Source organism: Mesorhizobium sp. P160927, from assembly GCF_057766385.1.
Map to the genome: position 1 here is coordinate 229,705 of NZ_JBYMDW010000001.1, position 23,565 is coordinate 253,269.

Sequence of the window (23,565 nt, forward strand, 5' to 3'; positions counted from 1 at the left end):
CTACCGCCCTTATCCTTGCCTATCGAATATCCTTGCCTATCGAAGTATCCTGACCTGTCGACGTATCCTACCGGACGATCAGACGCTGCTCGTCGCGCTTCTGAGCGTAGGAGCCTTTGTCGTAAGCCGCTTGCTTTTCGAGCTGCTCCTTGGTGAAGGTCGTATAAAGGTACTTCTTGCCGTCCTTGTCGGTCATGAACTTCAAATTGTCCATGCCGACCGCGACCTCCTTCTCGCCAATGCCAAGGAAGCCGCCGACATCGACGATCACGGCGTCGGTCTTCTTGTCTGGGGTCAGCACCACATCGCCGATCTCACCGACCTTGGCGTCGTTGGCGCCATAGACCGTCGTGCCCTTCAGATCGTCGCCCCTGATCTCTCCAACCGGCATCTCGGTAAGCTTGGACTTGTCGATGGCCGCGGTCTGTGTCTGGTCAGGAGCCGTGGCGTCAGCCGGCGCCGCCGCGGTCTTGTTCGCCGGAGCGGCGGCGGGAGCTGTCGTGGCGGACGGCGCGGTTGCCGCGGGTTCATTGGATGCCGTCGTTGCGGGCGCCGGATCATAGGCCTTGCGGTCGAAATCCGGCTGCGCCTGCAGCTCTTCCTTGGTGGTCTGCGCCACCAACCAGCGGTCGCCGTTCTTCTGTGCCCACTTCGCCTTGGCGAAATCATAGGCCACATTCTTCTCGCCCATGCCCAGGAATCCGCCGACGCCAATAATCAGCGACTGCGCCTTGCCTTCCTTGGTCAGCACGATGTCGTTCACATCGCCGATCTTCTGGGCGTCATCGCCGGTGCCGTTGTAGACATTTTCACCGATGATGTTTGTGGCCAGGTTGCCATCAGCCGGTTTGACCGGCTCGGCGTTAGTGGACTGCTGTGCGGTGTCGGTCGACGTGGCCGGCGCCTGTGCGGTCGTCGACGTGGCCGGGGCCTGGGCGTTCGTCGCTGCGGCCGGGGCTGAGGCGTAAGCCTTGCTGTCGAACTCCGGATGCGCCTTCAGTTCGTCCTTCGTCGTCTGCGCTACCAGCCAGCGATCGCCGTTCTTCTCGGCCCATTGCAGCTTGTCGTAGTCGAAGGCGACATTCTTGGTTCCCACGCCAAGGAAACCGCCGACGCCTATGACGACGGATTTCGCCATGCCGTCCTTGTCGAAGACCACGTCGGTGACCTTGCCGATATTTTCGGCATTGTCGCCAGTGCCATTGTAGACGGTTTCGCCGATGATGTTGGTGACGATGCTGCCTTCAGCGCGCGGTACCGGCGCCGTCGCGGCCGGCTCCTGGGCGGCGGGCGGGTTCGCGGGGGCTGGGGTTGCAGCGCTCTGCGCGAAGGCGCCGGTTGCAACCATTGTCGCAAGGGCGGTCGTCGCTAAAAGGGTGCGGATCATGATACTCTCTCCTCGTGCCTGATTTCGTACATGCCGCGCCCGGTTGAGCCCCGCACTGGGGATCGGACGCGACATCTCTGCAGGTTCACAACGTCGTGACCATGCTGTTGTTCCGACAAATCCGCTGTGGCCGAGCCAAATCCCAAGAAGCGGATCTGACCGCCCGTTGCCGAAAACCTGGGGCTGGCCAGAGATTCCGGCCTGCCGGAACCATTCCGGATTTGGCGCGTTTCAGCCGTTGGCTGGGGTACTCCGGCCGGTTAGAACTGAGCAGCGGAGCGGGGCATGAAGTTCGCAGCGGTGCTGAACCGGGACGGCGGCACCTTGCGTACCACCGATCTCGCCGCCTTTTCGGACCGGATGCGTCAGACGCTGGAATCGGCGGGCCACTCTCTCAGCATCGACATTGTTGGCGGCAAGGACGTTGTGGACACCCTCGACAGCGCGGCGTCGCGCCACGCTGTCGACGTCGTGCTCGCCGGAGGCGGTGACGGCACCATCTCGGCCGCGGCCGCCAGGCTGATGGGCAGGAAAAAGGCGCTCGCCATATTGCCGGCCGGCACCATGAACCTGTTTGCGCGGGGCCTTGGTATTCCGCAGTCGCTCGATGCGGCGCTGAAATCCTTCGCCGACGGCGAAATCATCGCGGTCGACATGGCTACGGCCAATGGCCAGCCTTTCGTTCATCAGTTCTCGATCGGCATGCATGCCAAGATGGTGCAACTGCGCCAGGGCATGGAATTCGGCTCACGCCTGGGCAAGATCGGCGCTTCCGCGAAGGCAGCCTGGGCAACGATCAAGAACCCGCCGGCAATGAACGTCACGCTCGGCATCGGTGAAGCGGAGATGACTGCCCGCATATCCGGCCTCGGCGTGACCAACAATCTCTTCGGTGAAGGTCACCTGCCCTATGCCGACAATCCGGCCGGTGGCGTGCTCGGCATTTACGTCACCGTAGCTCAGCAACGCGCCGAACTGGTCAAGTTCTTGTTCAACGTGGCGCGTGGCAAGTGGCGTGACAACGAACATGTCGAAATCCACCAGGCCGACAGGGCGACCCTCAAAATCCATTCCGGCGGCAGGAAGTTCCGTGCCGTCATGGACGGCGAACTGGTCAGGCTCGATCGCGAGACGACGATCGAAATCAAACCTGGAGCGCTCAATGTGCTGGTACCGGCCAGCGTCGCCCAGGTGAAGGCCGCCTGATGCGGTGTGAAGCCATCAAGGTGCTGACTTCAGCCGGAGGGCGCCGGACTGGTGCTCGGCGGCGTGGGGACATGTTGCTCGTCGCTGTTCGGCGCCTTGATCAACACGCCGTATATCTCGGCGACGCCCCAGGCGACGAGCACCAGGAGCAGTCCGGCGATCAGGATTCGGAACCCATGCCAACCCCACCGCCCCTGACGCGCTTTGTTTTCGGGAATGTTCCTGGCCATGGCGGGTCCTCGTCTGGTTTCGCGTCGGCTGACGCGATCGGCAAATCACGCTCGGGTAACGGTCCCTCGCAAGGATGGTTCCGGGTGCCGGGCTGTCTCGGGTCCGCGACGGCAAGGACATCATGGCAAGCCACGGGAACTTGGTTTGAATAGCAGGGTGGAAACAGCAGCCGGTCTGCCGGCCGAGGTTGCGCGCGCCGTGCAGGACGAGCACCGGCTGGCAGTGCTGCACTGGCTTGAGATGCTGGATACGGCGCCCGACTCGGATTTCGACCGCATCGGCGGCTTTGCCGCCGCTGTGATGCGCGCGCCGATCGCGCTGGTCACGCTTGTCGATCTCGATCGGCAATGGTTCAAATCCTGTTCTGGCATGCAAGAAACACAGATTGCGACAGCCATCTCCTTCTGTGCGCACGCCATCGCCGCTGGCGATGAGCCGATGGTGGTGACGGACGCAGGGGCCGACCAGCGTTTTGACGCCAATCCCTTGGTGACCGGCAAGCATCATGTGCGCTTCTATGCGGGCGTCCCGATCATTGTCGCGGGAGCGCGAATCGGAACCCTGTGCGTCATGCACCGCAAGCCGTGTGCCCACCCGTCCCGGTCCAGGCTCGACCAGTTGAAAACGCTTGCCGGCCTCGCCGGCAGCCTGTTCACCCTGAAGCACGCGACCCGCACTGGCGCTGTCGCCGAAGCCGCGCTCGCGCGTGAGGAAAAGCGGCGCGCCATCGCCCTTGATGCGGCTTCGCTGGCAAGTTGGGCCTGGGACGTCCGCACCGACGTAATCGACTGCGACGTCCGATTGCCGGAATTGTTCAACCTGCCGCGCTCGACACGGTTGCGGGCCCGCGACGTTCTGACGGCCATCGATCCACGCGACGTCTACCAGACCGAAACCAGCTTTCGTGATGCCTTGACCGGCAGTGACGATTATTTTGGCGAATACCGGGTGAAAGGCTTCCATCCACCGCGATGGGTGGCCACGCGCGGCCGTGTCATCGAACGCGATGGCGAGGGCAAGCCGACGCTGATTTTCGGCGTCAACTACGACATTTCGGAACGCAAGCTCGGTGACGAACGGCAACGGCTCCTGCTGCGTGAACTCAACCACCGCGTCAAGAACACGCTGGCGACGGTCCAGGCGCTGGCGACCCAGACCGTGCGCCATGCCCGCCAGCCGAGCGAATTCCTCGAAGCCTTCAGCGCGCGGCTTCAGGCCCTGGGTATCGCCCATGGTCTGCTGTCCGACCGCGAGTGGCGCGGCATTGGCATCCGCGAACTCGTCCAGGTCGAAATCAGACCTTTCGACAGCGCCGCCCAGCCGCGGCTGGCAATCTCGGGCGCCGATCTGTTGCTCTCGCCCGACCAGGCCGTCGGCCTCGGGCTGATTTTGCACGAGCTGGCCAGCAACGCGCTGCAATATGGGTCCCTGTCGGTTGCGTCAGGCAAGGTTGATCTCGACTGGAAAGCGCAAGGCAAGAATGGCGACAGGCGCCTGGTGCTCACCTGGCGCGAAAGCGGCGGTCCTGACGTTGCGCCGCCCGAGCGGCAAGGCTTCGGCTCGATCCTCATCCGGCGCAGTCTGGCCAAGGTGATTTCGAGCGAAGTAACCCACGAATTCCGGCGCGATGGGGTCTTCGCCGAAATATCGATGCCGCTGGAAGATCTGTCGAGGTGACGTGAGCACGGCCGCTGGCGCGACTACCCCTCGCCGGCATCCGGGTGGTGGTTGGTGTCGGACTTCACATTCTCGCGGTAGATGGCATAGGCCGCGAGCGCCACGGCCGGACCCACAATAATCCCGAGCCCACCTTTTCCCTTGAGCCCACCTTTGAGCAACGTCGGCAGCACAGCGAGCGCGGCCGTAATGCCGATCGCTTTCATGTCGGTCTTGCGCCGCCTAGCCTCGCGGCGGATCCGCGTGCCCGACATCAGCCGATGGATCAAAAGAACGAGGCCCGCGATGACCAGAAAGCCGACACCGAAACCAAGCGCCGCAGCCAGCGATCCGTAGCGGGCCGATGTCCAGATATAGGCCGCGCCAATCAGGAAGCCGATGCCACAGAACGCCGCCAGCGCGGCAAGCGTATAGACGATGGCCGCAGTCCGTGCTCGACGTAAGGCGGCCACGGTTTCGCCCGAGGCGAAACCCGAGAGCAACGATGCCAGCAGTCCCATCTCGGCGGAACTAGCGACGCGTGAGCAGCGCGAACAGGAAGCCGACGCCCGCGGCGATAGCCAGCGACGTCACCGGCTTTTCGCGCACGCTTGCCACCATCTGCGCCTCGATATCCCTGGCGTTACCGCGCAAGCTGTCGAAGGCGGCCTCCCCCTGGGCGCGCAACTGGTCGACGCCTTCGGCCGCCGCGCGCCGCGCTGTGCCATAGCCGTGTTCGCCGGTCTTGGCCAATTGTTTGGTGAGCTTGTCGATATCGGCCTTCAACTGCCTGATGTCGGCTTCCAGATCCGGATTCGTCCGCGCTTCGTTGGCTGTCTTCCCTGCGACGGTGGCCATTGCTTAACTCCTTGTGATTGCTCGATTTCAAACGCGCCTTGCGTCTCAAGGTTCCGATGTCGGGACAAACTACCCGAAAACCCGGTCACGCGCACCCGATCCGCCCCCGGCAAGGTGCAGGTCAGATCAGCGGCCGACGGCCCTCGGCCAGCCCCTCCCAGCCGGCGAGCTGTTTGAGGCCTTCAATATCGACGACCCCGCAACCGCCGTCGCGCCAGACGATCAGCTGGCGGTCCATCAGCTTGCGGATCGTCTTGTTGGTGTGAACCAACGACAGGCCAAGCGTGTCGGCGATGTGCTGCTGCGTGATCGGTATCTGGATGGACTGCGTGCCGTTCAGGCCCACGACCTTGGCACGGCTGGCGATGAAGGCGACAAGATAGGCGGCGCGTTCGATCGCGCTGCGGCGGCCGACACTGAGCAGGTTCTCGTCCAGCATTCGCTCCTCCCGCGAAGCGATCCAGGTGATGTCGTAGGCGAGGCCCGGATGGTTGCGGTAGATCTCGAGCAGATTGTCGCGTTCGAACACGCAAAGCAGCATTGGCGACAGCGCCTCGACGGAATGCTGCATTTCCCCCATGACGCTACCTTGCAGACCGATGAGATCGCCGGGCATGAGGTAATTGAGGATCTGCCGCCGGCCGTCCTGCAGCAGCTTGTAGCGGAACGCCCAGCCGGACAGCACCGTGTAGAGATGCGCGCTGTGGCTTCCTTCCACGAGGACCGTGGCACCCTTGTCGACCGCGAGTTCTCCCTTCTTGAGCTTGCTGATGAAGGCCAGCTCCGGCTTCTCGAACTCCCGGAACACCGGCAGGGACCTTAACGGGCATCGCTCGCACGGGTATTGACGGCTTGAGGAAGAGCGCCCGGTCTGGCTTGGCATTTCGACCCTCTTGCGAATGCCTGCCGTGAGCAGGTCTGTTTTTGCGCGTTGCCGAGATCGGCCTGTCGGCGGATGTCTTTTTTAAATGACAACACACCAAATTACGATCATGACTCCCGGCGTTTCAAGGAGCAATTGCCTGTGCCCCAATTACTTGATGGATTGCGCATTCTTGTCCTGGAGGATGAATTCCTCATCGCCATGGATGTCGAGCAACTCTGCCGTGACCACGGTGCAGGCGAGGTGGTGGTTGCCCGCGATTTGGCCGAGGTCGACGGCCGGAAGGTCGCGAAGGATTTCGACGCGGCCATTGTCGACCTGATGCTGGGTGGCGCCTCGACGCTTGAATTTGCCGCGGGCCTTCGTGAGACCGGCGTCCCGTTCGTGTTTGCGTCCGGTTACTCCGATGCGGATGAGATCAAGGCGTCCTTCCCGGGGGTGAGGCTGGTCACCAAGCCCTATTCGGGCGAAGACCTCGTCGAAGCCTTGGCCCTGGCCTATGGTCGCGGCTCCCCTGGCTGAGACTGACGCGACACGTCCGAAGCGCCGTTATTCGGCCCTCATTTCAATGCGCGGCCGTCCCGGTGACCTGAGCCGAGATCGCGTCGGGGCCATACTCGTCCTCACCTGAGATTTTCAGGATTTCCTGCAGGCGCGTGCGAGCCCTGCTGACGCGGCTTTTGATCGTTCCGACCGCGCAACCGCAGATTTCGGCGGCCTCCTCGTAGGAGAAGCCCGATGCGCCGATGAGGATGATGGCTTCGCGCTGGTCCTCCGGCAATTGCTCGAGCGCACCGCGAAAATCCTTGAGGTCGAGTTGGCCGTGCTGGGCCGGGTGCACTGCAAGCCGGGCCGTCATGATGCCGTCGCTGTCCTGCACCTCGCGGCCGCGCTTGCGCATTTGCGAATAGAACTCATTGCGCAGGATCGTGAAAAGCCATGCCTTGAGGTTGGTGCCGGGCTGGAAGCTTTCATGCTTGTCCCAGGCCTTGACCAACGTTTCCTGAACGAGGTCGTCGGCCTTGTCGGCATTCTGCGTCAGCGACACGGCAAAGGCCCGCAAGCTCGGGATTGCCCCAAGCAGATCGGTCTTGAAGCCTTGGGACACCGCTGCCATGTCCTAGTCCTTCTTCTGTGCGGGTTCGGCCTGTTCCAGTTGGCTGAGCAACTGGGCGAAGCGATCCGGCACATTGTCAGAGACCAGCTCGTCGTAATATTGTTTGAGTTTGCGTCCGATTTCGGAGTTCGGCCCCAACGGGTCGCCGGCACCGTTCCGGCGCCTGCCCGTGACGCCAGCCAGAATATCTTTGGTCATATCCTTCATTTCGCCCTTATATTCCCAGAACTCAAGCCGCTCACAACACAACACAAGGCAAGCGGCACCCTCGTCTGGTTGCCCATCCCGACGTTGAAACGCCATTGCCGCTGATTCGTTCCATACCGGCGGAACTTTTTCAGAAAAGCGGCGTTGTCTTCCACGGGGCTTGCAATCGGCATAGCCCGAATCCGTCCAATGCGTCATCTGAGGGAGACGTCTATTATGAGCTTGTCCGCCACCATCGCTCCGCATCTGCCATTCCTGCGGCGCTTTTCGCGTGCCGTATCCGGATCGCAAGAGAGCGGCGACGCGCTGGTCGCCGCGATGCTGGAGGCTATCATTGCCGATGTCGACATCTTCCCGGAGGCGTCGAGTGACCGGATCGCTCTATACAAGGTTTTCGCCAAGCTCTTCACATCGGTTGCCATCCGCGTTCCGCAAGAGCAGACGCAGGCGGGCTGGGAACAGCGCGCGGCCGCCAATCTCAATGCGATCGCGCCGCTTCCCCGCCAGGCCTTCCTGCTGGTTGCCGTCGAAGGTTTCAGCGAGGACGAGGCGGCCGAGATCCTCGATGTCGGCGACCAGCAATTCTCCGAGCTGCTTGCCCAGGCAAGCAACGAGATTTCCCGTCAGGTGGCGACCGACGTGCTGATCATCGAGGATGAGCCGCTCATTGCCATGGATATAGAGGAGATGGTCGAGAGCCTCGGCCATCGGGTCGTGGGCACGGCGCGTACCCATGCCGAAGCGGTGACGATGTTCGGCAAGACCCGTCCGAAGATGGTGCTCGCCGATATCCAGCTCGCCGACGGCAGCTCGGGCATCGAGGCGGTGAACGAAATCCTGTCGTCGACATCGGTGCCGGTAATCTTCATCACCGCTTTTCCCGAGCGTCTGCTGACCGGAGAGCGTCCCGAACCTGCCTTCCTCGTGACCAAGCCGTTCAATCCCGACATGGTGAAGGCGCTGATCAGCCAGGCGCTGTTCTTCGACCGGCAGGCCAAGGCCGCTGCATAAGTCGCGGCCTCGAGAGCCGGACAAGGACATAACAGGCCACTGGGTGCGATGCATTCGGTGGCCTTCTTGACAAGCCGGATCGGCCGCCGGCGAATTTCCAGCCCACGCTAGCGGAACGGTTTGCAAGCATCGCCTTTTTCGGCGAATGGTGGAACAAACCGCATTTACCCACGTTTTTACCGTATCATAGGAAGGAGATGAACCATGCTTTACTGGGCGCTCGTATTTCTCGTCGTGGCGATTATTGCCGGCGCGCTTGGTTTCGGCGGCATCGCCGGCACATCCGCCGGTATCGCGCAAATTCTGTTCTTCATCTTCCTCGCATTCCTGGTCATTTCGCTTTTGGCTGGCCTTTTCAGACGGGCGTGAGCCTGCTGAATAGAGGAACACTGGAAGCCGCACCCCTCAAACGGTTTCCAGCCACCGCCGGGCGGTGTCCTTTAATGGACACCGTCCGGCGGACCGCTTTAGGAGGGGTGGTTATCCAGATTCATTTGGAACCGATGTGGCAGGTGAGCGGTTCAGTCTGAGTTGGGTGGACAGGTTGACCGATGCGCTCGAGGACTTCAAATAGAGAGGAAGGCGCACGGGGCGATGAAGCGATCGCCATGCATCCCGCCGAGAGCGGCATGCAGCTTGGCCGGGCTCTTCTCCACGCGCTCCACAATGCCGGCATTTCCGTCCTCTATCAGGATCGCGAGATGAAGACCGTATGGGCCCGCAACATGCGCGCCCCTTGGGCCTCCGACGATGTCGATGGCAACTGCATTTTGCCGACGGCGCAGACCGACCGCATCGGCGCCGCCAAGCGCGATGTGATCGCGACCGGCAATCCCCAGCGCCTTGAAATCAGTGTCCCGGTCGAGAATGGGGTTCGCTGGTTTCAGATTTGGGTCGACGCGGACCGAGGCGACGATGGCGATGTCCAGGGCGTCGTCACCACCATGGTCGAGACGACCGAGCAAAAGCGGCGCGAACAGACGCTGACGACGCTGCTGCGGGAAGTCAGTCATCGCTCGAAGAACCTCCTGGCGATCATCCAGAGCATCGCGACCCAGACCGGTCGCTATTCCGACGGCATCGGCGACTTCCTGACGCGCTTCCGCGGCCGGCTGCAATCGCTGGCCTCCTCCCAGGATCTGGTGACATCCTCCAATTGGCGAGGGGCAGCCCTTCGTGAACTGGTGGCGGGCCAGGTCGGCCGCTATGGCGCGAACCCGTCGCAAAGTCTCCGTTTTCGCGGCGCCAATCCTTACCTCAATCCCAACGCCGCGCTGCATATCGGGCTGGCGATGCATGAGCTCGCCGTCAACTCGGTGAGTTACGGCGCCCTGTCCCGGCCGGGTGGCTTCGTCGAGGTCACCGCCCAACTCGACGCTGCTGCCACGGGGGAGGTTGCCCTGTCGCTGACATGGGCCGAAACCATAGAAGCCAATCGCGGTGGCGGCGGTCAACGGCGATTCGGCAGCGTCGCGTTGGAGCGGGTGGTGCCGGCATCCCTGAACGGAACCGCGAACCTGGATATCGGCGAGGGTCACCTCGAATATCGCCTTGTCGTGCCGCACAGCAATTTCGAGACGCAGTGAGAGCGTGGCAAACAACGATCCTTAACCGGCTGTTCACCATAAATGGGACTCTGTTTTTGCCAGATGCCGTCGGAACCTGCCCTGCCTTCGGAGATTGTTGGCAGGCTTGAAGCACGGTACGGAAGGAATGTCTTGACGGTTGCCGATATCAACAGATTGGAACAAGCCGCCCGCATTTCGATGGGTGAATTTCTTGATTCCGAACCCTCCGTGGAGGCACTCCCTGCAGGTAGGGGATTGATGAAAGGGATCGTTCTTGCCGCGGCCGCGATCATGGTGCTGGCCCTTTTCTGGCACTTGACCTGATAAAATCAGCCCTCCTCACTGTTCGCGCCAGTCGAAGTCGCCGGGCGGGTCAAAAAGCGCGGCACCTCCAACCGTGAGGAGCCGCGGCTTTCTGCTAACTATTCGCGTAACGCTGTTGGAATGACAGGAACTTTTTGACGATGCCGGCCGTTAATGCGGCCAGAGGAACATTCGTCATGGAACACATAGCCGCGTTGTTACTGGTGATCGGTTGCTCGAACACGATGGCCGAATGTCGGGAATTGCAGGTCCCTGTCAGTGTTTTTGCGACTGCTGACGAATGCACCGCTGAGCGCCCTTTCGCACTGGGCGACGTGCAGGGGCAGGCGCAGCATGTCGTCGCCAAATGCCTCGCGGTCGATCCCGCCTTGGAGGATGACTACGATCAGATTGTCTGGAAGGTGCGGCCAGATGGTAGTCTTGACGCTTCGTTGGCCATATCCAACTTCGTCATGGCATCGAACACGATCCGCCCAGAAAAGGACTACCTTAGCCAACAATAAATGCAGCAGCAAAGGCCGTCATTTCGTGCTAAATGGCTGTTGGAGCTTACCAAAGTGTGGACACAAGTGAGGAGTGACTCTATGCGGAAAATACTTATTGCCATGGTTGCGGTGGTCGCCGTCAGCGGCTGTACCTCGACCGAGCAGGACGTCGTCGGCGGCGGCTTGATCGGCGCGGGTGTGGGTGGGTTGGTCGGCGGCGGCAAGGGTGCCCTGATCGGCGCGGCCGTCGGTGCCGGCTCCGGCCTGCTGGTTCGCAACCTGCGCAACGGCTACTGCCAGTATCGCGACCATCGCGGCCGGATCTACACGGCACGCTGTAACTAATTCAGCGATAACAAGACAAAATCCGGAGGCTCAACGGCCTCCGGATTTTCGTGGCTGGGAGTCTGCCGCTAGGCCCGCTGACGGGTGGGTTTCAGCCGGTCAGTGGAATTTTGATTTCCACCTTGAGGCCATCGGCCCGAAAATCGCGTCTAATCGTGCCGCGCAACTCGCGCGTGACATTGAGATCGATCAGCTTGGTGCCGAATCCCGTCCGCGACGGCGCCTCTACCCTCTTCTTCCCCGCCTCCCGCCAGTTCAGCGCCAACGTCCGCTCGCGCCCGCGCCCTTCCAGCGACCAGTTCACCTTGAGAGCGCCAACGAAATTGCCGGCTTCGCCATATTTCAGCGCATTGGTGGCGAGTTCATGAAAGGTCAGGCCAAGCGCCTGCGTCGTGGTTTCATCGAGCAGCACCTCCGGGCCTGACAGGAGCCCGTCCGGCAGTTCCTTGCCGAACACCTGGCCAAGCTCGATGCGCAGCAGATCGGCAAGGTCGGCTTTCTGCCAGCGCGAGCGCGTCAACATGTCCTGCGAGGCGGCCATCGCCTGCAGTCTGGCCGAGAAGGAAGCGGAAAACTCATTGACGTCGGTTGCCCGCGAAGCCGTCTGCCGCGCGATCGCCAGCACCCTGGTGATGGAGTTCTTGATGCGATGCTTCATCTCCTGCAGCATCAGGTCCTTTTCGAGCAGGCTTTTTTCCATCGTCTCGTGCAAGGCCGACACTGCGTCATAGGCTCGCTCCTGATAGCGCGCCACCAGCGCGATGGCGCCTGCCAGGAGCAGGCCGAACAGCCCCAGCATTACGGGGATGGCGCGCGAAGAGGGCTGCGAGAAGGCGCTGGTTGGCCTGAACAACACGGTCCAAGGGCGTCCCGCCACGGTCATCTTGCGGGTGACCAGCAGCCGGTCTCCCAAGGACGAAGCCGGTGGCGTCTCCGAGCGGAACAACAGATTGTCGCCGTTCACCGCTCCATCATAGATCTCGGTGTTGACTGGCAGCAGCGGCGTACGGCTAAGCGCGATCTGGAACAGGTCCCGGGCCCGAAAGGCCGCATAGAGAAAGCCGGCGGTCGAGGACCGCGATGCGTTGATGACCTCCGGTGCCGTCTCGACGTTGAGCCGCACATAAACCAGGAAGCCCGTGAACGTCTGCGCCACGCCCGTGCCCTGGCCGAGTTGCACCAGCCCGCTCGCATGCTGCTGGTCGTCGGCCATGGCTTTTTCGATCGCCGCACGCCGCACCGGCTCGCTGAACATGTCGTACCCGATGATGGTCTGGTTGGACGGATCGAGCGGCTCGAAAAGCGCGATCGGCGCGCGCCAGGCCTGCGTCGTTTCCGGATAGACCGGATGACTGGCGCCGAAATCGTGGAGGATGTCGCGTTCCACCGCAGCCTCGTCGCCCGTCCTGACCAGCCGCAGGAAGCCGATGCCTCGCAGGCCGGCGAAATTGTTGTCGACATCCAGCGCCTTGAAGAATGCCTTGAACTCGTTTTGGGAAATATCCCCATTGCGCGCGTCGAACAGGGCCTGGGTCGAGCGCAGCAGCGACAGGTGCAGGTCGATACGGCTCTCGATCCGGTTGAGGGCGTCATCGGCCGCCCCTTCGAACTTGATGCGGGCGGCTTCCTGGGTCGCGAAATAAGCGAACCCCGCCATGGTCATGCTGATCAGTGCAACGGCAATGAAGGCGACGATTGGAAAAAGCTTCTTCAACGGATGATGCGGTCCATGAGCAAAACAGACCTTTTATGGGGAAGTCGCCGGGCCAACACAATGGTCAGGCCAAACCATCGTCATCACTGGCATATCACGTGAGCGGCAACGGCGTTGCCCGAGACGGCCTGGCCGGCCTCAGGCGGCGATCCTCAGCGCACCCGGCCCCGGAATAGCACCTGGAGGGCATTTGCCCAGGATGATCATCCCAAGCACCTCGTCCTGCGTGACGTCAGTCGTGCGGGCGGTGCCGACCACCTGGCCGTTCTTCATCACGCAGACACGGTCGGCCAGCTCGAACACGTCGTGGATGTCGTGGCTGATCAGGAAGATGCCGATACCGTCGGATTTGAGCTGCCTGACCAATTCGCCGACCTGTGCCGTTTCCTGGGGGCCGAGTGCCGCCGTCGGCTCGTCCATGATCAGGATACGGGCGTTGAACAGGATCGCGCGTGCGATCGCCACCGACTGCCGCTGACCGCCCGACAGCTTGATCACCGGCTCCTTGAAACGCTGGAAGCGGGGATTGAGCCGCCCCATCACCTTGCGCGCCTCGGCCTCCATGGCGACGTCGTCGAGCGTGCCCCAGGCGGTCATCAGCTCGCGGCCGAGGAACAGGTTGGCGGCGGCATCGACGTTGTCGGCCAGCGCCAGCGTCTGGTAGATTGTCTCGATGCCGTATTTCTTCGCGTCGCGCGGGTTGGAGATCGCTGCCTCCTCGCCATTGACGAAGATCTGCCCCGCATCGCGCTTGTAAGCGCCGGACAGGATCTTGATCAGCGTCGACTTGCCGGCGCCGTTATGGCCGAGCAGCGCCACGACCTCCCCGGGGAAAAGATCGATCGAGGCGTCGTCGACGGCACGGATGCCGCCGAAGGCGATCGAGATGTTGCGCATGTCGACCAGCGGCGTGCCAACGGGCGCGGTTGTGAGGGCCGTTACGGGAGCGGTTTTGTCAGCCATGGTCGTACCCCTAAACCCGCTTGCGATAGACGGTGTCGAGCCAGACGGCGATGACCAGCACGGCGCCGACGACGATGCTCTGCAACGGCGAGTCGACGCCGAGCAGCACCATGCCCGACTGCAGCGACTGCATCAGCAATGCACCGAGCATGGCACCGATGATGGTTCCCGATCCGCCGGCAAGCGAGGTGCCACCGATGACGGCCGCGGCAATGACGAGCAGCTCATCCAATGTTCCCAGCACATTGGTCGACGAGTTCTGCCGGGCCGACGAAATGGCGGCGGCGATCGTGGCCAGCACGCCCATGATCATGAACACCTTCATGGTGATCCAGCGCGTGTTGATGCCGGCGAGATTGGCCGCTTCCGGATTGCCGCCAATGGCAAAGACATAGCGGCCGAAACGGGTGCGGTTGGTGATGAAGGTCATGACCAGACCGACGGCGACCGCCATCAGCACCGGTATGGCGATGCCGTGGGCGATGAACAGCCCACCCTCCGGCACGGAGATGTTGTTGGCGGCCGCGTACCGGTTCACGATCCCGATCGGCCATGGATAGGAGTTGGCCAGCCAGACCGCGCCCATGATGACGGCGCAGGTGACGACGCCGTGCAGCGTCTCGGCCCAGATCGGCCGCAGGGGGAAGCGGAAGCGCTTGCGCTGAACCCGCCCGTTGAACAGCGCGAACACGACGGCCAGGCAGGCGACGATGCCCACGACCCAGCTCCAGGTGGCACCGATCGATCCGGTCGGTCCGCCGCCCATCAACTGGAAAGTGGCGTCGAGCGGTGCCACCGTCTGGCCTGACGTGACCCACCAGGCTGCCCCGCGCCAGACCAGCAGGCCACCCAGTGTGACGATGAAGGCCGGCACTTCCAGATAGGCGATGACGAAGCCCTGGAACGCGCCGATCAAAAGCCCGAGCGCCAGACCGATGACCAGTGCCAGGACCCAGATCCATGGGTTGCCGAGTTCAAGTCCCACGAAGCGAACCAGGAAATGCACCTGGGCAAAGCCCATGACCATGCCGATCAGGCCCTCGGCGGAACCGACGGACAGATCGATGTTGCGCATGACGATGACCAGGACCATGCCGCAGGCCATGATGGCGACCGCGGACGTCTGCACCGACAGGTTCCACAGATTGCGTGGCGTGAGAAACGTGCGGCTGTCGAAATCGAGCGGATCGACGCCAAGACGCAGGCTCGAAATCACATGCAGCGCGACCCAGATCAACAGCAGCGCGCCGATCATGCCAAGCATACGGGTATCGATCTCGGTCGCCTTGAGGAACCGGGCGACCGCGCCGAGTTCCGACGCACGCGCCGTATCGGCCCGCGAGGTTGAGGTCGTGTCGGTCATGATGTCCTCCCAGCGGCTTGCCGTCTGACGCGGAGCCGGACCAGAGCCCAGAAGTTAGCGAAACACAAATCTCGTTGAGAAAACGCCGCGACTCATGAGCCGCGGCGCTTCCGACTTTTCAGGCGATCAAGCTTAGTTGCAGGCCGCGACGCTGCCGGCGGCGACACCCGTGCAGACTTCGTCCTTCTTGATCCAGCCGGCGTCGAAAACGAGGTTGAGATTGTCCTTGGTGATGGCCACCGGGGTCAGGAACAGCGACTTGACGGTGTTGCCGCCAGGCGTCGTGAAGTCCTTCACGCCGGCGATGTCGGTCATCTTCTTGCCGTCGGCGAGTTGCGAGGCGATCTCGGCGGCGTTCTTGCCGAGTTCGCGCGCGTCCTTCCACACCGACACGGTCTGGGTGCCGAGCGCGATGCGGTTGAGCGCGGCGTGGTCGCCGTCCTGGCCAGAGACCGGCACGGTGCCGGCGAGCCCCTGCGCCGTCAGCGCCGCGACCACGCCGCCGGCGGTGCCGTCATTGGCGGCGACCACAGCGTCGACCTTGTTGTCGTTGGCGGTGAGGAACTGTTCCATGTTCTTCTGGGCGTTGGCGGGTAGCCAGCCGTCCGTATAGGCTTCGCCGACATTCTTGATCTTGCCGCTGTCCATGGCTGCCTTCAGCACTTCCATCGAGCCCGAGAACAGGAAGTCGGCATTCGGATCGGCGCCCGAGCCCTTGATGAAGACGTAATTGCCCTCAGGCTTCGCCTTGAACACTTCGCGGGCCTGCATGCGGCCGACTTCCTTGTTGTCGAAGGTCAGGTAGAAGACGTCCTTGTTCTCGATCAGGCGGTCATAGCCGACGACCGGAATGCCCTCGTCGAGCGCTTTCTGTACCGCCGGGCCGATGGCCGACGCGTCCTGCGCCAGGATGATCAGCGAACTGGCGCCCTGCGAAATCAGGCTCTCGACATCGGTCAGCTGTTTGCCGGGATTGGACTGCGCATCGGCGGAAATGTACTTGTCGCCCGCGGCCTCGATGGCCTTCTTCATGGCCGCCTCGTCGGTCTTCCAGCGCTCTTCCTGGAAGTTCGACCACGACACGCCGATCACTTTGTCCTTCGCCTGAGCGACCGACGCGAGCGTAAGCGACATGGCGACACCCGCCAGAATGGCGACTGTGAATCTCTTCATGATATCCTCCCTGCGCCCGCGTGTGGCGCGACCAAACTGGCCCCAAAGGCCGGCACGAAGGCCCTATTTTTTCGAGCCTCGAAAAAACACTGGTCCATCGCCGGAACCCTGTCAACATCGATTATGACGGATTTTGAGGTGCCGGAAGCCTTTTTTCGAGCCTCGCAATAAATAAATGACAGCCCCAGCCGCTTCTGCCAGTATTCGACCTGTTGCCGAGGGTGTTCGAGGAGGCGTCAAGAACCGCGGCGACGGGGAGGGAAATCATGTCGGTCGGAATCCGCCACGACGATCTGCGCCGGCGCAATCGCGCAATGGTGATTGGGGCCGTGCGCCGGGGTGGCCAGCCCTCGCGCACCGAGATCGCCGCCACCACCGCCCTCAGCCACTCGACTATATCGGCCATATCAGCCGACCTGATCGGCGAAGGTATCCTGAGCGAAGGCAAGCCGAACGAGGCCGGCTCACTGAAACGCGGCCGGCCGCAGGTTGGCCTTGGCCTCAACCCCGAGGCCGCGGCGGTCATGACCGTGGTGCTGTCGCTGAATTTCCTCTCCGTCGCCGTCATCGACTACGCCGGCCAGGTGATATCGGAGGAGCAGCGCCGGCTGGACACGCTGACCATGTCGCGCGAGGCGCTGATCGGCGAATGCGTGGCCATCGTCCGGCGCCGCCTCGAGGATCCCGACCTCGACGTCGCCAGCATCGCCCGCATCGCGCTGGCGATCCAGGGCATCACCGACACCGAGGCGCGCGCCATGCTGTGGTCGCCGATCACGCCCCAGACGGACATTGCCTTCGCCGATATACTCGAAGCCGAATTCGGCATCCCCGCCACCATGGAGAACGACTGCAACATGATGGCGGTGGCGCTGCGCTGGCGCGACCCCGAGCGCTACCGCGACGACTTCATCGCCATCCTGCTCTCGCACGGCATCGGCATGGGCCTGGTGCTGAAGGGCGAGCTGTTCACAGGCACCCATTCCTCGGGCGGCGAGTTCGGCCACATGATCCATCGCCCGGGCGGCGCGCTCTGCCGCTGCGGGCGGCGCGGCTGCGTCGAGGCCTATGCCGGCAACTATGCCATCTGGCGCAATGCAGGACAGATGGGTGAGGACGCCAAACCGGTCGACGTCAGCGACGCCGACATGCGTGCATTGGCGGCCACGGCGCGCGAAAGAGACGGACCGGAACGCGAGGCCTATCGCAAGGCCGGGGAGGCGCTGGGCTATGGGCTTGGCAGCCTGTTCGCGCTGATCGATCCGGCGCCCGTTGCGATGGTCGGCGTCAGCGCCGCCGCCTTCGATCTGATCGAGCCGGCCTTGCGCGAGGCCATCGCCCAGACCGCCGGCGGCCAGCATTCGACGTCGATTTCCTTCGATACAGAGCCGAACGAATTGCCGCTGATCCGCGAGGGCTGCGCCATGCGCGCGCTCACCTTCGTCGACCAGGAGATCTTCGCGCCGGGCATGCAGGTGAGATCCGGCAAGAACGTGGCCTGATCTCAATCCTCGCGGATCGCGTAGCCTGCGCCACGGATGGTGCGTATCACATCGGGCATGCGGCCATTGTTTACCGCCTTGCGCAGGCGGCCGACATGCACATCCACGGTGCGCTCGTCGATGTAGATCGTCTCGCCCCAGACATTGTCGAGCAACTGGCTGCGCGAGAATACGCGGCCGGGATGGCGCATCATGAACTCGAGCAGGCGGAACTCGGTCGGTCCGAGCCGGATCTCGCTCTTCTTGCGATAGACCCGGTGCGATTCGCGGTCGAGCACGATGTCGCCGACCTTGAGCACGCTGGACAACACTTCCGGCTTGGCGCGGCGCAGCAGCGCCTTGACCCGGGCCATGAATTCCGGCGTCGAGAACGGTTTGACCAGATAGTCGTCGGCGCCGGTCGAGAGGCCGCGCACGCGGTCGCTCTCCTCGCCGCGCGCCGTCAGCATGATGATCGGCAACCGCTCCGTCTCGGGCCGCATACGCAGGCGCCGACAGAGTTCGATGCCGGAAACCGCCGGCACCATCCAGTCGAGCACCAGGAGGTCGGGCACGTTTTCCTGGAGGCGGATCTCGGCTTCGTCGCCGCGTGTCACCACCTCGACCTGGTAACCCTCGGACTCCAGATTGTAGCGGAGGAGCACGCCCAGCGGCTCCTCGTCCTCCACCACCATGATGCGTGGCGCGATCATCGATTGATCATCCCTGCCGTCAAGCCGCCGGCACCGACATCGCCGTCTCGTCCTGCTTCGGACGGTTGGCGGGCAGTTGCGTGCCGGTCAGCACATAATACGCATTCTCGGCAATGTTGGTCACATGGTCGCCGATGCGTTCGAGATTCTTGGCGCAGAACAAAAGATGCGTGCAAGCAGTGATGTTGCGGGGATCCTCCATCATGTAGGTCAGGAGTTCGCGGAAGACCGAAGTGTATTTGACATCGATGCGTTCGTCGTCATTCCTGAGCTTGGCGAGGGCGGCGGCATCGCCGGCCGCATATTCCTCGACCACGCCCTGCACCTGGATCAGCACCAGCTGCGCCATGGAGTCTATGGAATGCGACAGGTCGCGCGGCGTGGCGGTGAGGCCGACGGAGCCGACGCGCTTGGCGATGTTCTTGGCAAGGTCGCCGATGCGTTCGAGATCGCCCGCCATGCGGATCGAGCCGACCACATGACGCAGATCGTCGGCCATCGGCTGGCGCTTGGCGATCAGGGTGATGGCGCGATCATCGAGTTCGCGCTGGCGCGCGTCCATGATGGCGTCGTCGGAGACGACGCGCTGTGCCAGCGCGTTGTCGGAATTCAGCAGCGCCTTGGTGGCGCCGCCGACCATAATGCCGGCGAGATCGCCCATGTCGCTGATCAGCCTGCTGATCTGTCCGAGATCCTCGTCGAAGGCTGCGACTGTGTGTTCGGCCATGATCCTGGTCCTCGTATGCGTGAGATCAGCCGAAGCGGCCGGTGATATAATCCTGCGTGCGCTTCTCGCGAGGCGACGTGAAGATCTTCTCGGTCTTGTCGAATTCGACCAGCTCGCCCAGATACATGAAAGCCGTCTGCTTCGAGACGCGCGCGGCCTGCTGCATGTTGTGGGTGACGATGACGATTGTGTAGTCGGCTTGCAACTCGTCGATCAATTCCTCGATCTTCGCGGTCGACAATGGGTCGAGCGCCGACGCCGGCTCATCGAGCAGGATGACCTCCGGCTTCACCGCCACCGTGCGGGCGATGCAAAGCCGCTGCTGCTGGCCGCCGGACAGGCTGAGGCCGCTGGCATTGAGCTTGTCCTTGACCTCGTTCCAGAGCGCGGCGCGTTTCAACGCCTGCTCGACACGGCCGTCCATCTCGGCCTTGCCGATCTTCTCATAGAGCCGGACGCCGAAGGCGATGTTCTCATAGATCGACATCGGGAACGGCGTCGGCTTCTGGAACACCATGCCGATCTTGGTGCGCAACAGGTTGAGGTCCTGCGAGCGGTCGAGAACGTTCTGGCCGTCGAGCAGCACCTGACCCTCGGCGGTCTGCTTGGGGTAGAGCTCGTAGATGCGGTTGAAGACGCGCAGCAGCGTCGACTTTCCGCAACCCGACGGTCCGATGAAGGCAGTCACGCTGCGCTCGGGCAGCGACAAGGTGATGTCCTTCAGCGCCTTCGACTGGCCGTAGTAGAAATTGAGGTTCTTGACCTCGATCTTCGCCTTGGCGGCTGCCTCGGCGGCAATCGTCATGTCTGGAGACAACATCTGGCTCATTTGTCCTCTCTGCGTCCGGTCAGGCTGCGCGCGAAGATGCTGAGCGCGAGAACCGTCAATGTGATTATGAGTGCGCCGGTCCAGGCCAGTTGCTGCCATTCCTCGTAGGGGCTGAGAGCGAACTGGAAAATGGTGACCGGCAGGCTGGCCATCGGCGCGTTGAGGTTGCTCGACCAGAACTGGTTGTTCAGCGCCGTGAAAAGAAGTGGCGCGGTCTCGCCGGAGATGCGGGCGATCGACAGCAATATGCCGGTGACGATGCCGGACAGTGCCGCGCGGTAAGCGACCGACTTGATGACCACCCAGCGCGGCGCGCCGATCGCGGTGCCGGCTTCGCGCAAGGCGTTCGGCACCAGGTTGAGCATGTCCTCGGTGGTGCGCACGACCACGGGGATGACCAGGATGGCCAGCGCGACGGCGCCGGCGATGGCCGAGAAATGCCCCATCGGCCGCACCATCAATTCGTAGACGAAAAGGCCGATGATGATCGACGGCGCTGACAGCAGGATGTCGTTGATGAACCGCACCACGGTGGTGAGCTTGGAGAAACGGCCATATTCGGCCATGTAGGTGCCGGCGAGGACACCGATCGGCGTGCCGACGATGACGGCGATGACGGTCATCACCACGCTGCCATAGATGGCGTTGAGCAGGCCGCCCGCATCGCCGGGGGGCGGCGTCATCCGCGTGAAGACGTCAAGGGACAGCCCGGCGGCGCCTTTGTAGACCAGCGCGCCGAGGATCAGTGCCAGCCAGGCAAGCCCGATGCCCGCGGCGACGACGCACAGCGTCATCATCACCGAGTTTCTGGTCTTGCGGCGGCTGTGAAGCGACGAGGCTGTCGACATCGGTCAGGCTCCGGTGCGGGCGTCGATGCGCATCAGCATGTAGCGTGCGATGGCAAGGATGAGGAAGGTGATGACGAACAGGATCAGGCCGAGCGCCACCAGCGAGGACGTGTAGAGATCGCCGACGGCTTCGGTGAATTCATTGGCGATGGTCGCGGAGATTGTCGTTGCCGGCGCGAACAGCGAGGTAGAGATGCGATGCGCGTTTCCGATGACGAAGGTTACCGCCATGGTTTCGCCAAGCGCGCGGCCGAGGCCGAGCATGACGCCGCCCATGATGCCGATGCGGGTGTAGGGGATGACGACGCGGCGCGTCACTTCCCAGGTCGTGCAGCCAATGCCGTAGGCGGACTCCTTCAGCACCGGCGGCACCGTGTCGAACACGTCCTTGGTGATCGAGGTGATGAAGGGCAGCACCATGATGGCGAGGATCAGCGACGAGGTCAGCAGGCCGATGCCGTAGGGCGGGCCGGCAAACAGACTGCTAAGGCCGGGAATGCCATGGAACACGCTGATGATGAATGGTTGCACTGTCGTCTGCAGGAACGGTGCCAACACGAACAGGCCCCAGATGCCGTAGATGATCGAAGGGATGCCGGCGAGCAGTTCCACCGCCATGCCGATCGGGCGCCGGAGCGGACGCGGGCAAAGCTCGGTGAGAAAAATGGCGATGCCGATGCCGAGCGGCACGGCGATCAGGATGGCGATGGCCGAGGTTACGATGGTGCCATAAATGGGCGCCAGGGCGCCGAATTTCTCGGTGACGGGGTTCCAGCTCTCGGTGGTCAGAAAGGAGAAGCCGAAGGTCGACAGGGCCTGCCAGGAACCGGCGAACAATGAGATGGCGACGCCGCCGAGCAGCACCAACACGAGAATGGCGGCGGCGCGGGTCAGCCCATGGAAGATCGAATCGGTCAACGCGAACCGTCTGACGGTGGCGTCACGTGAACCTCGAACGGCTGGCAAGGCTTCCTGGGCAGCGCTCATGTCAAGCTCGGCTCTTTGTGTTGATTGAAAAGGAGCGCCGCGGGGCGGCGCTCCTCCAGAGAGATGTTACTCGCCGGCGTAGACGGGCTTGCCGTCGGCCTGGATGTCGGCCTTCCACGAAGCCTTGATCAGGTCGACGACGCTGTCGGGGATCGACACGTAGTCGAGCGCCTTGGCGGTTTCCTTGCCGTCCTTGTAGGCCCAGGCGAAGAACTTGAGCGCTTCGCCGGTGGCCGCGGCATCGTCCGGGGCCTTGTGGATCAGCACCCAGGTCGAGGCAGCGATCGGCCAGCTGGCGTCGCCGGGCTCGTTGGTGATGATGACGTTGAAGTTCTTGGCGCCCTTGAAGTCGGCGTTCGAAGCAGCCGCGCCGAAGGATTCGAGCGACGGCTCGACGACCTTGCCGGCGGCGTTCAGCATCTTGGAGTAGGAGAGATTGTTCTGCTTGGCATAGGCATATTCGACGTAGCCGATGCCGCCGTCGGTCTGCTTGACGGTGTTGGCAACGCCTTCGCTGCCCTTGGCGCCGACGCCGGTCGGCCATTCGACGGCCGTGTCCGAACCAACCTTGTCCTTCCAGTCGGGTGACAGTTTCACCAGGTAGTTGGTGAAGTTGAACGTCGTGCCCGAGCCGTCCGAACGATGCACGACGGCGATAGCGGTCGACGGCAGGGTGAGCGAGGGGTTCAGCGCCTTGATCGCGGCGTCATCCCAGGTGGTGATGGCGCCGAGATAGATTTGGGCAATCGTCTTCCCGTCGAGGACGAGTTCGCCCGGCTTGATGCCCGTGAGGTTGACGATCGGCACGATACCGCCCATCACCATCGGGAACTGCACGAGGCCGTTCTTTTGCAGATCAGCGTCGGACATCGGCTTGTCGGTGGCGCCGAAGGTCACGGTCTTGGCGATGACCTGCTTGATACCGCCGCCCGAGCCGATCGACTGATAGTTGAGGCCGATGCCGGTATCCTTCTTGTAGGTGTCGGCCCATTTGGCGAACACCGGATAGATGAAGGTCGAGCCGGCGCCGGAAAGGTCAGCTGCCATTGCTGCGGAAAGGGTGAGGGTGGACGCCGCAGCCATTGCAATCGCAACGGCCGCCGAGCGGATGAAATGTCTCATGTGGCCTGCTCCTGTTCGGAAGATGGTCTCTCGGCGCCACTTCTAGCCGGCGCCCGCTGAGGCCAATAGCCTTCGATTATAACAGTCGCATGACAGTTTCATGTCAGCCCGGTAACGCGTTGCCGGCAACGCGAAAGACGCTGATCTCGGGCGCTCGCGGCGCGGTCCGAGTTTACCGCCGGAATCAGGGGCTTGAGCCGACCGACGGCTGGAATCACCCCGTACTCGACCAGGCTTTTCCCAAATGAAGAAAATCCGGACGGGAGCGCGTTGCTCGCAGCCAGAGCGTGTCATGGCCGGGCCATCGCCAAAAACAGGTCCGTTGGGGTAGAGTGACACTGTTTCTTGCAGGCGGTCGCTGCTCCCG

27 protein-coding genes are annotated in these 23,565 nt (G+C 62.8%); 10 read left to right on the forward strand and 17 right to left on the reverse strand.

Annotation, left to right across the window (positions count from 1 at the left end):
- Nucleotides 1-67: 67 nt before the first annotated feature.
- Nucleotides 68-1,387, reverse strand: a complete 1,320-nt coding sequence (locus AC3CB8_RS01115) for a PRC-barrel domain-containing protein (RefSeq protein WP_023774120.1) — start codon at nt 1,385-1,387, stop codon at nt 68-70.
- 285 nt (nt 1,388-1,672) lie between these two features.
- Between AC3CB8_RS01115 and AC3CB8_RS01120 the strand changes: the two genes are divergently transcribed.
- On the forward strand, nt 1,673-2,593 hold the full coding sequence (locus AC3CB8_RS01120) for a diacylglycerol/lipid kinase family protein (protein ID WP_023774119.1): 921 nt from the start codon (nt 1,673-1,675) through the stop codon (nt 2,591-2,593).
- Between the two features lie 29 nt (nt 2,594-2,622).
- Here the strand turns inward: AC3CB8_RS01120 and AC3CB8_RS01125 are convergent, their stop codons facing one another.
- On the reverse strand, nt 2,623-2,823 hold the full coding sequence (locus tag AC3CB8_RS01125) for a hypothetical protein (RefSeq protein WP_023774118.1): 201 nt from the start codon (nt 2,821-2,823) through the stop codon (nt 2,623-2,625).
- Between the two features lie 145 nt (nt 2,824-2,968).
- Here AC3CB8_RS01125 and AC3CB8_RS01130 point away from each other — a divergent pair, with 145 nt between their 5' ends.
- Nucleotides 2,969-4,501 (forward strand): sensor histidine kinase, encoded by a 1,533-nt coding sequence (locus tag AC3CB8_RS01130; protein ID WP_023794972.1) that lies wholly within the window; start codon nt 2,969-2,971, stop codon nt 4,499-4,501.
- 23 nt (nt 4,502-4,524) lie between these two features.
- Here the strand turns inward: AC3CB8_RS01130 and AC3CB8_RS01135 are convergent, their stop codons facing one another.
- The 3 genes from AC3CB8_RS01135 to AC3CB8_RS01145 form a co-directional block, all read right to left on the reverse strand.
- Nucleotides 4,525-5,001 (reverse strand): hypothetical protein, encoded by a 477-nt coding sequence (locus tag AC3CB8_RS01135; RefSeq protein ID WP_352564131.1) that lies wholly within the window; start codon nt 4,999-5,001, stop codon nt 4,525-4,527.
- 10 nt (nt 5,002-5,011) lie between these two features.
- Nucleotides 5,012-5,338, reverse strand: a complete 327-nt coding sequence (locus AC3CB8_RS01140; protein WP_023774115.1) for an ElaB/YgaM/YqjD family protein — start codon at nt 5,336-5,338, stop codon at nt 5,012-5,014.
- A 121-nt stretch (nt 5,339-5,459) separates the two neighbouring features.
- A complete protein-coding gene (locus tag AC3CB8_RS01145) occupies nt 5,460-6,221 on the reverse strand; it encodes a Crp/Fnr family transcriptional regulator (protein ID WP_023774114.1) in 762 nt (253 codons plus the stop codon).
- 72 nt (nt 6,222-6,293) lie between these two features.
- Here AC3CB8_RS01145 and AC3CB8_RS01150 point away from each other — a divergent pair, with 72 nt between their 5' ends.
- On the forward strand, nt 6,294-6,743 hold the full coding sequence (locus AC3CB8_RS01150) for a response regulator (protein ID WP_435053041.1): 450 nt from the start codon (nt 6,294-6,296) through the stop codon (nt 6,741-6,743).
- 43 nt (nt 6,744-6,786) lie between these two features.
- Here AC3CB8_RS01150 and AC3CB8_RS01155 read toward each other — a convergent pair whose 3' ends face one another.
- Complete coding sequence (locus AC3CB8_RS01155) at nt 6,787-7,338, reverse strand: RNA polymerase sigma factor (protein WP_010911883.1); 552 nt, start codon at nt 7,336-7,338, stop codon at nt 6,787-6,789.
- A gap of 3 nt (nt 7,339-7,341) precedes the next feature.
- On the reverse strand, nt 7,342-7,545 hold the full coding sequence (locus tag AC3CB8_RS01160; RefSeq protein WP_023774112.1) for a NepR family anti-sigma factor: 204 nt from the start codon (nt 7,543-7,545) through the stop codon (nt 7,342-7,344).
- 216 nt (nt 7,546-7,761) lie between these two features.
- On the opposite strand from AC3CB8_RS01160, the gene AC3CB8_RS01165 reads away from it, so the two are divergent.
- The 6 genes from AC3CB8_RS01165 to AC3CB8_RS01190 all read left to right on the forward strand — a co-directional run bounded on the left by AC3CB8_RS01165 (nt 7,762) and on the right by AC3CB8_RS01190 (nt 11,278).
- On the forward strand, nt 7,762-8,556 hold the full coding sequence (locus AC3CB8_RS01165; RefSeq protein ID WP_015315397.1) for a response regulator: 795 nt from the start codon (nt 7,762-7,764) through the stop codon (nt 8,554-8,556).
- 204 nt (nt 8,557-8,760) lie between these two features.
- Complete coding sequence (locus tag AC3CB8_RS01170) at nt 8,761-8,925, forward strand: DUF1328 domain-containing protein (protein WP_010911886.1); 165 nt, start codon at nt 8,761-8,763, stop codon at nt 8,923-8,925.
- 182 nt (nt 8,926-9,107) lie between these two features.
- Nucleotides 9,108-10,142 (forward strand): sensor histidine kinase, encoded by a 1,035-nt coding sequence (locus tag AC3CB8_RS01175; protein ID WP_352564132.1) that lies wholly within the window; start codon nt 9,108-9,110, stop codon nt 10,140-10,142.
- 132 nt (nt 10,143-10,274) lie between these two features.
- Nucleotides 10,275-10,448, forward strand: coding sequence for a hypothetical protein (locus tag AC3CB8_RS01180; RefSeq protein ID WP_023774110.1), 174 nt, complete (start codon nt 10,275-10,277; stop codon nt 10,446-10,448).
- A gap of 176 nt (nt 10,449-10,624) precedes the next feature.
- Nucleotides 10,625-10,951 carry a hypothetical protein gene (locus AC3CB8_RS01185; protein ID WP_023774109.1) on the forward strand — a complete coding sequence of 109 codons (327 nt, stop codon included), beginning with the start codon at nt 10,625-10,627 and terminating at the stop codon, nt 10,949-10,951.
- A gap of 81 nt (nt 10,952-11,032) precedes the next feature.
- Nucleotides 11,033-11,278: a YMGG-like glycine zipper-containing protein gene (locus AC3CB8_RS01190; RefSeq protein ID WP_015315393.1), complete on the forward strand. Its 246-nt coding sequence runs from the start codon at nt 11,033-11,035 to the stop codon at nt 11,276-11,278.
- Between the two features lie 91 nt (nt 11,279-11,369).
- On the opposite strand, the gene AC3CB8_RS01195 is transcribed toward AC3CB8_RS01190, so the two are convergent.
- The 4 genes from AC3CB8_RS01195 to xylF form a co-directional block, all read right to left on the reverse strand.
- Nucleotides 11,370-12,992, reverse strand: a complete 1,623-nt coding sequence (locus AC3CB8_RS01195) for a CHASE domain-containing protein (RefSeq protein ID WP_023794968.1) — start codon at nt 12,990-12,992, stop codon at nt 11,370-11,372.
- Between the two features lie 138 nt (nt 12,993-13,130).
- Nucleotides 13,131-13,955 carry an ATP-binding cassette domain-containing protein gene (locus AC3CB8_RS01200; RefSeq protein WP_352564133.1) on the reverse strand — a complete coding sequence of 275 codons (825 nt, stop codon included), beginning with the start codon at nt 13,953-13,955 and terminating at the stop codon, nt 13,131-13,133.
- Between the two features lie 10 nt (nt 13,956-13,965).
- On the reverse strand, nt 13,966-15,318 hold the full coding sequence (locus tag AC3CB8_RS01205) for a sugar ABC transporter permease (RefSeq protein ID WP_352550668.1): 1,353 nt from the start codon (nt 15,316-15,318) through the stop codon (nt 13,966-13,968).
- A gap of 132 nt (nt 15,319-15,450) precedes the next feature.
- Nucleotides 15,451-16,491 (reverse strand): D-xylose ABC transporter substrate-binding protein, encoded by a 1,041-nt coding sequence (gene xylF, locus AC3CB8_RS01210; protein ID WP_352564134.1) that lies wholly within the window; start codon nt 16,489-16,491, stop codon nt 15,451-15,453.
- Nucleotides 16,492-16,757: 266 nt separating this feature from the next.
- Here xylF and AC3CB8_RS01215 point away from each other — a divergent pair, with 266 nt between their 5' ends.
- On the forward strand, nt 16,758-17,993 hold the full coding sequence (locus AC3CB8_RS01215; RefSeq protein ID WP_352564135.1) for an ROK family protein: 1,236 nt from the start codon (nt 16,758-16,760) through the stop codon (nt 17,991-17,993).
- Between the two features lie 2 nt (nt 17,994-17,995).
- Here the strand turns inward: AC3CB8_RS01215 and phoB are convergent, their stop codons facing one another.
- The 6 genes from phoB to pstS form a co-directional block, all read right to left on the reverse strand.
- Nucleotides 17,996-18,685, reverse strand: coding sequence for a phosphate regulon transcriptional regulator PhoB (phoB, locus tag AC3CB8_RS01220; protein ID WP_010911896.1), 690 nt, complete (start codon nt 18,683-18,685; stop codon nt 17,996-17,998).
- A 19-nt stretch (nt 18,686-18,704) separates the two neighbouring features.
- Nucleotides 18,705-19,412, reverse strand: a complete 708-nt coding sequence (phoU, locus tag AC3CB8_RS01225; RefSeq protein ID WP_023774103.1) for a phosphate signaling complex protein PhoU — start codon at nt 19,410-19,412, stop codon at nt 18,705-18,707.
- Between the two features lie 25 nt (nt 19,413-19,437).
- Nucleotides 19,438-20,241 (reverse strand): phosphate ABC transporter ATP-binding protein PstB, encoded by an 804-nt coding sequence (pstB, locus tag AC3CB8_RS01230; protein WP_015315386.1) that lies wholly within the window; start codon nt 20,239-20,241, stop codon nt 19,438-19,440.
- Entirely contained in the window at nt 20,238-21,089 is an 852-nt protein-coding gene (pstA, locus tag AC3CB8_RS01235; protein WP_023774102.1) for a phosphate ABC transporter permease PstA, read from the reverse strand. Before pstA ends, pstB begins: the two co-directional genes overlap by 4 nt.
- Nucleotides 21,090-21,092: 3 nt before the next feature.
- Nucleotides 21,093-22,076 carry a phosphate ABC transporter permease subunit PstC gene (pstC, locus tag AC3CB8_RS01240; protein WP_023794962.1) on the reverse strand — a complete coding sequence of 328 codons (984 nt, stop codon included), beginning with the start codon at nt 22,074-22,076 and terminating at the stop codon, nt 21,093-21,095.
- Nucleotides 22,077-22,142: 66 nt separating this feature from the next.
- The gene (gene pstS, locus AC3CB8_RS01245; protein WP_023774100.1) at nt 22,143-23,198 is read right to left on the reverse strand and encodes a phosphate ABC transporter substrate-binding protein PstS; all 1,056 of its coding nucleotides are present in this window, start codon (nt 23,196-23,198) and stop codon (nt 22,143-22,145) included.
- Nucleotides 23,199-23,565 lie beyond the last annotated feature (367 nt).

Coding starts and splice junctions, on each gene's coding strand:
- AC3CB8_RS01190 (WP_015315393.1), top strand. CDS start 11,033: ATGCGGAAAATACTTATTGCCATGGTTGCGGTGGTCGCCGTCAGCGGC.
- AC3CB8_RS01165 (WP_015315397.1), top strand. CDS start 7,762: ATGAGCTTGTCCGCCACCATCGCTCCGCATCTGCCATTCCTGCGGCGC.
- pstS (WP_023774100.1), bottom strand. CDS start 23,198: ATGAGACATTTCATCCGCTCGGCGGCCGTTGCGATTGCAATGGCTGCG.
- pstC (WP_023794962.1), bottom strand. CDS start 22,076: ATGAGCGCTGCCCAGGAAGCCTTGCCAGCCGTTCGAGGTTCACGTGAC.
- AC3CB8_RS01150 (WP_435053041.1), top strand. CDS start 6,294: ATGTCTTTTTTAAATGACAACACACCAAATTACGATCATGACTCCCGG.
- AC3CB8_RS01135 (WP_352564131.1), bottom strand. CDS start 5,001: ATGGGACTGCTGGCATCGTTGCTCTCGGGTTTCGCCTCGGGCGAAACC.
- AC3CB8_RS01115 (WP_023774120.1), bottom strand. CDS start 1,387: ATGATCCGCACCCTTTTAGCGACGACCGCCCTTGCGACAATGGTTGCA.
- AC3CB8_RS01185 (WP_023774109.1), top strand. CDS start 10,625: ATGGAACACATAGCCGCGTTGTTACTGGTGATCGGTTGCTCGAACACG.
- AC3CB8_RS01215 (WP_352564135.1), top strand. CDS start 16,758: ATGTCGGTCGGAATCCGCCACGACGATCTGCGCCGGCGCAATCGCGCA.
- phoU (WP_023774103.1), bottom strand. CDS start 19,412: ATGGCCGAACACACAGTCGCAGCCTTCGACGAGGATCTCGGACAGATC.
- AC3CB8_RS01145 (WP_023774114.1), bottom strand. CDS start 6,221: ATGCCAAGCCAGACCGGGCGCTCTTCCTCAAGCCGTCAATACCCGTGC.
- phoB (WP_010911896.1), bottom strand. CDS start 18,685: ATGATCGCGCCACGCATCATGGTGGTGGAGGACGAGGAGCCGCTGGGC.
- AC3CB8_RS01120 (WP_023774119.1), top strand. CDS start 1,673: ATGAAGTTCGCAGCGGTGCTGAACCGGGACGGCGGCACCTTGCGTACC.
- AC3CB8_RS01160 (WP_023774112.1), bottom strand. CDS start 7,545: ATGAAGGATATGACCAAAGATATTCTGGCTGGCGTCACGGGCAGGCGC.
- AC3CB8_RS01155 (WP_010911883.1), bottom strand. CDS start 7,338: ATGGCAGCGGTGTCCCAAGGCTTCAAGACCGATCTGCTTGGGGCAATC.
- AC3CB8_RS01140 (WP_023774115.1), bottom strand. CDS start 5,338: ATGGCCACCGTCGCAGGGAAGACAGCCAACGAAGCGCGGACGAATCCG.
- AC3CB8_RS01200 (WP_352564133.1), bottom strand. CDS start 13,955: ATGGCTGACAAAACCGCTCCCGTAACGGCCCTCACAACCGCGCCCGTT.
- xylF (WP_352564134.1), bottom strand. CDS start 16,491: ATGAAGAGATTCACAGTCGCCATTCTGGCGGGTGTCGCCATGTCGCTT.
- AC3CB8_RS01125 (WP_023774118.1), bottom strand. CDS start 2,823: ATGGCCAGGAACATTCCCGAAAACAAAGCGCGTCAGGGGCGGTGGGGT.
- pstA (WP_023774102.1), bottom strand. CDS start 21,089: ATGTCGACAGCCTCGTCGCTTCACAGCCGCCGCAAGACCAGAAACTCG.
- AC3CB8_RS01170 (WP_010911886.1), top strand. CDS start 8,761: ATGCTTTACTGGGCGCTCGTATTTCTCGTCGTGGCGATTATTGCCGGC.
- AC3CB8_RS01205 (WP_352550668.1), bottom strand. CDS start 15,318: ATGACCGACACGACCTCAACCTCGCGGGCCGATACGGCGCGTGCGTCG.
- AC3CB8_RS01175 (WP_352564132.1), top strand. CDS start 9,108: ATGCGCTCGAGGACTTCAAATAGAGAGGAAGGCGCACGGGGCGATGAA.
- pstB (WP_015315386.1), bottom strand. CDS start 20,241: ATGAGCCAGATGTTGTCTCCAGACATGACGATTGCCGCCGAGGCAGCC.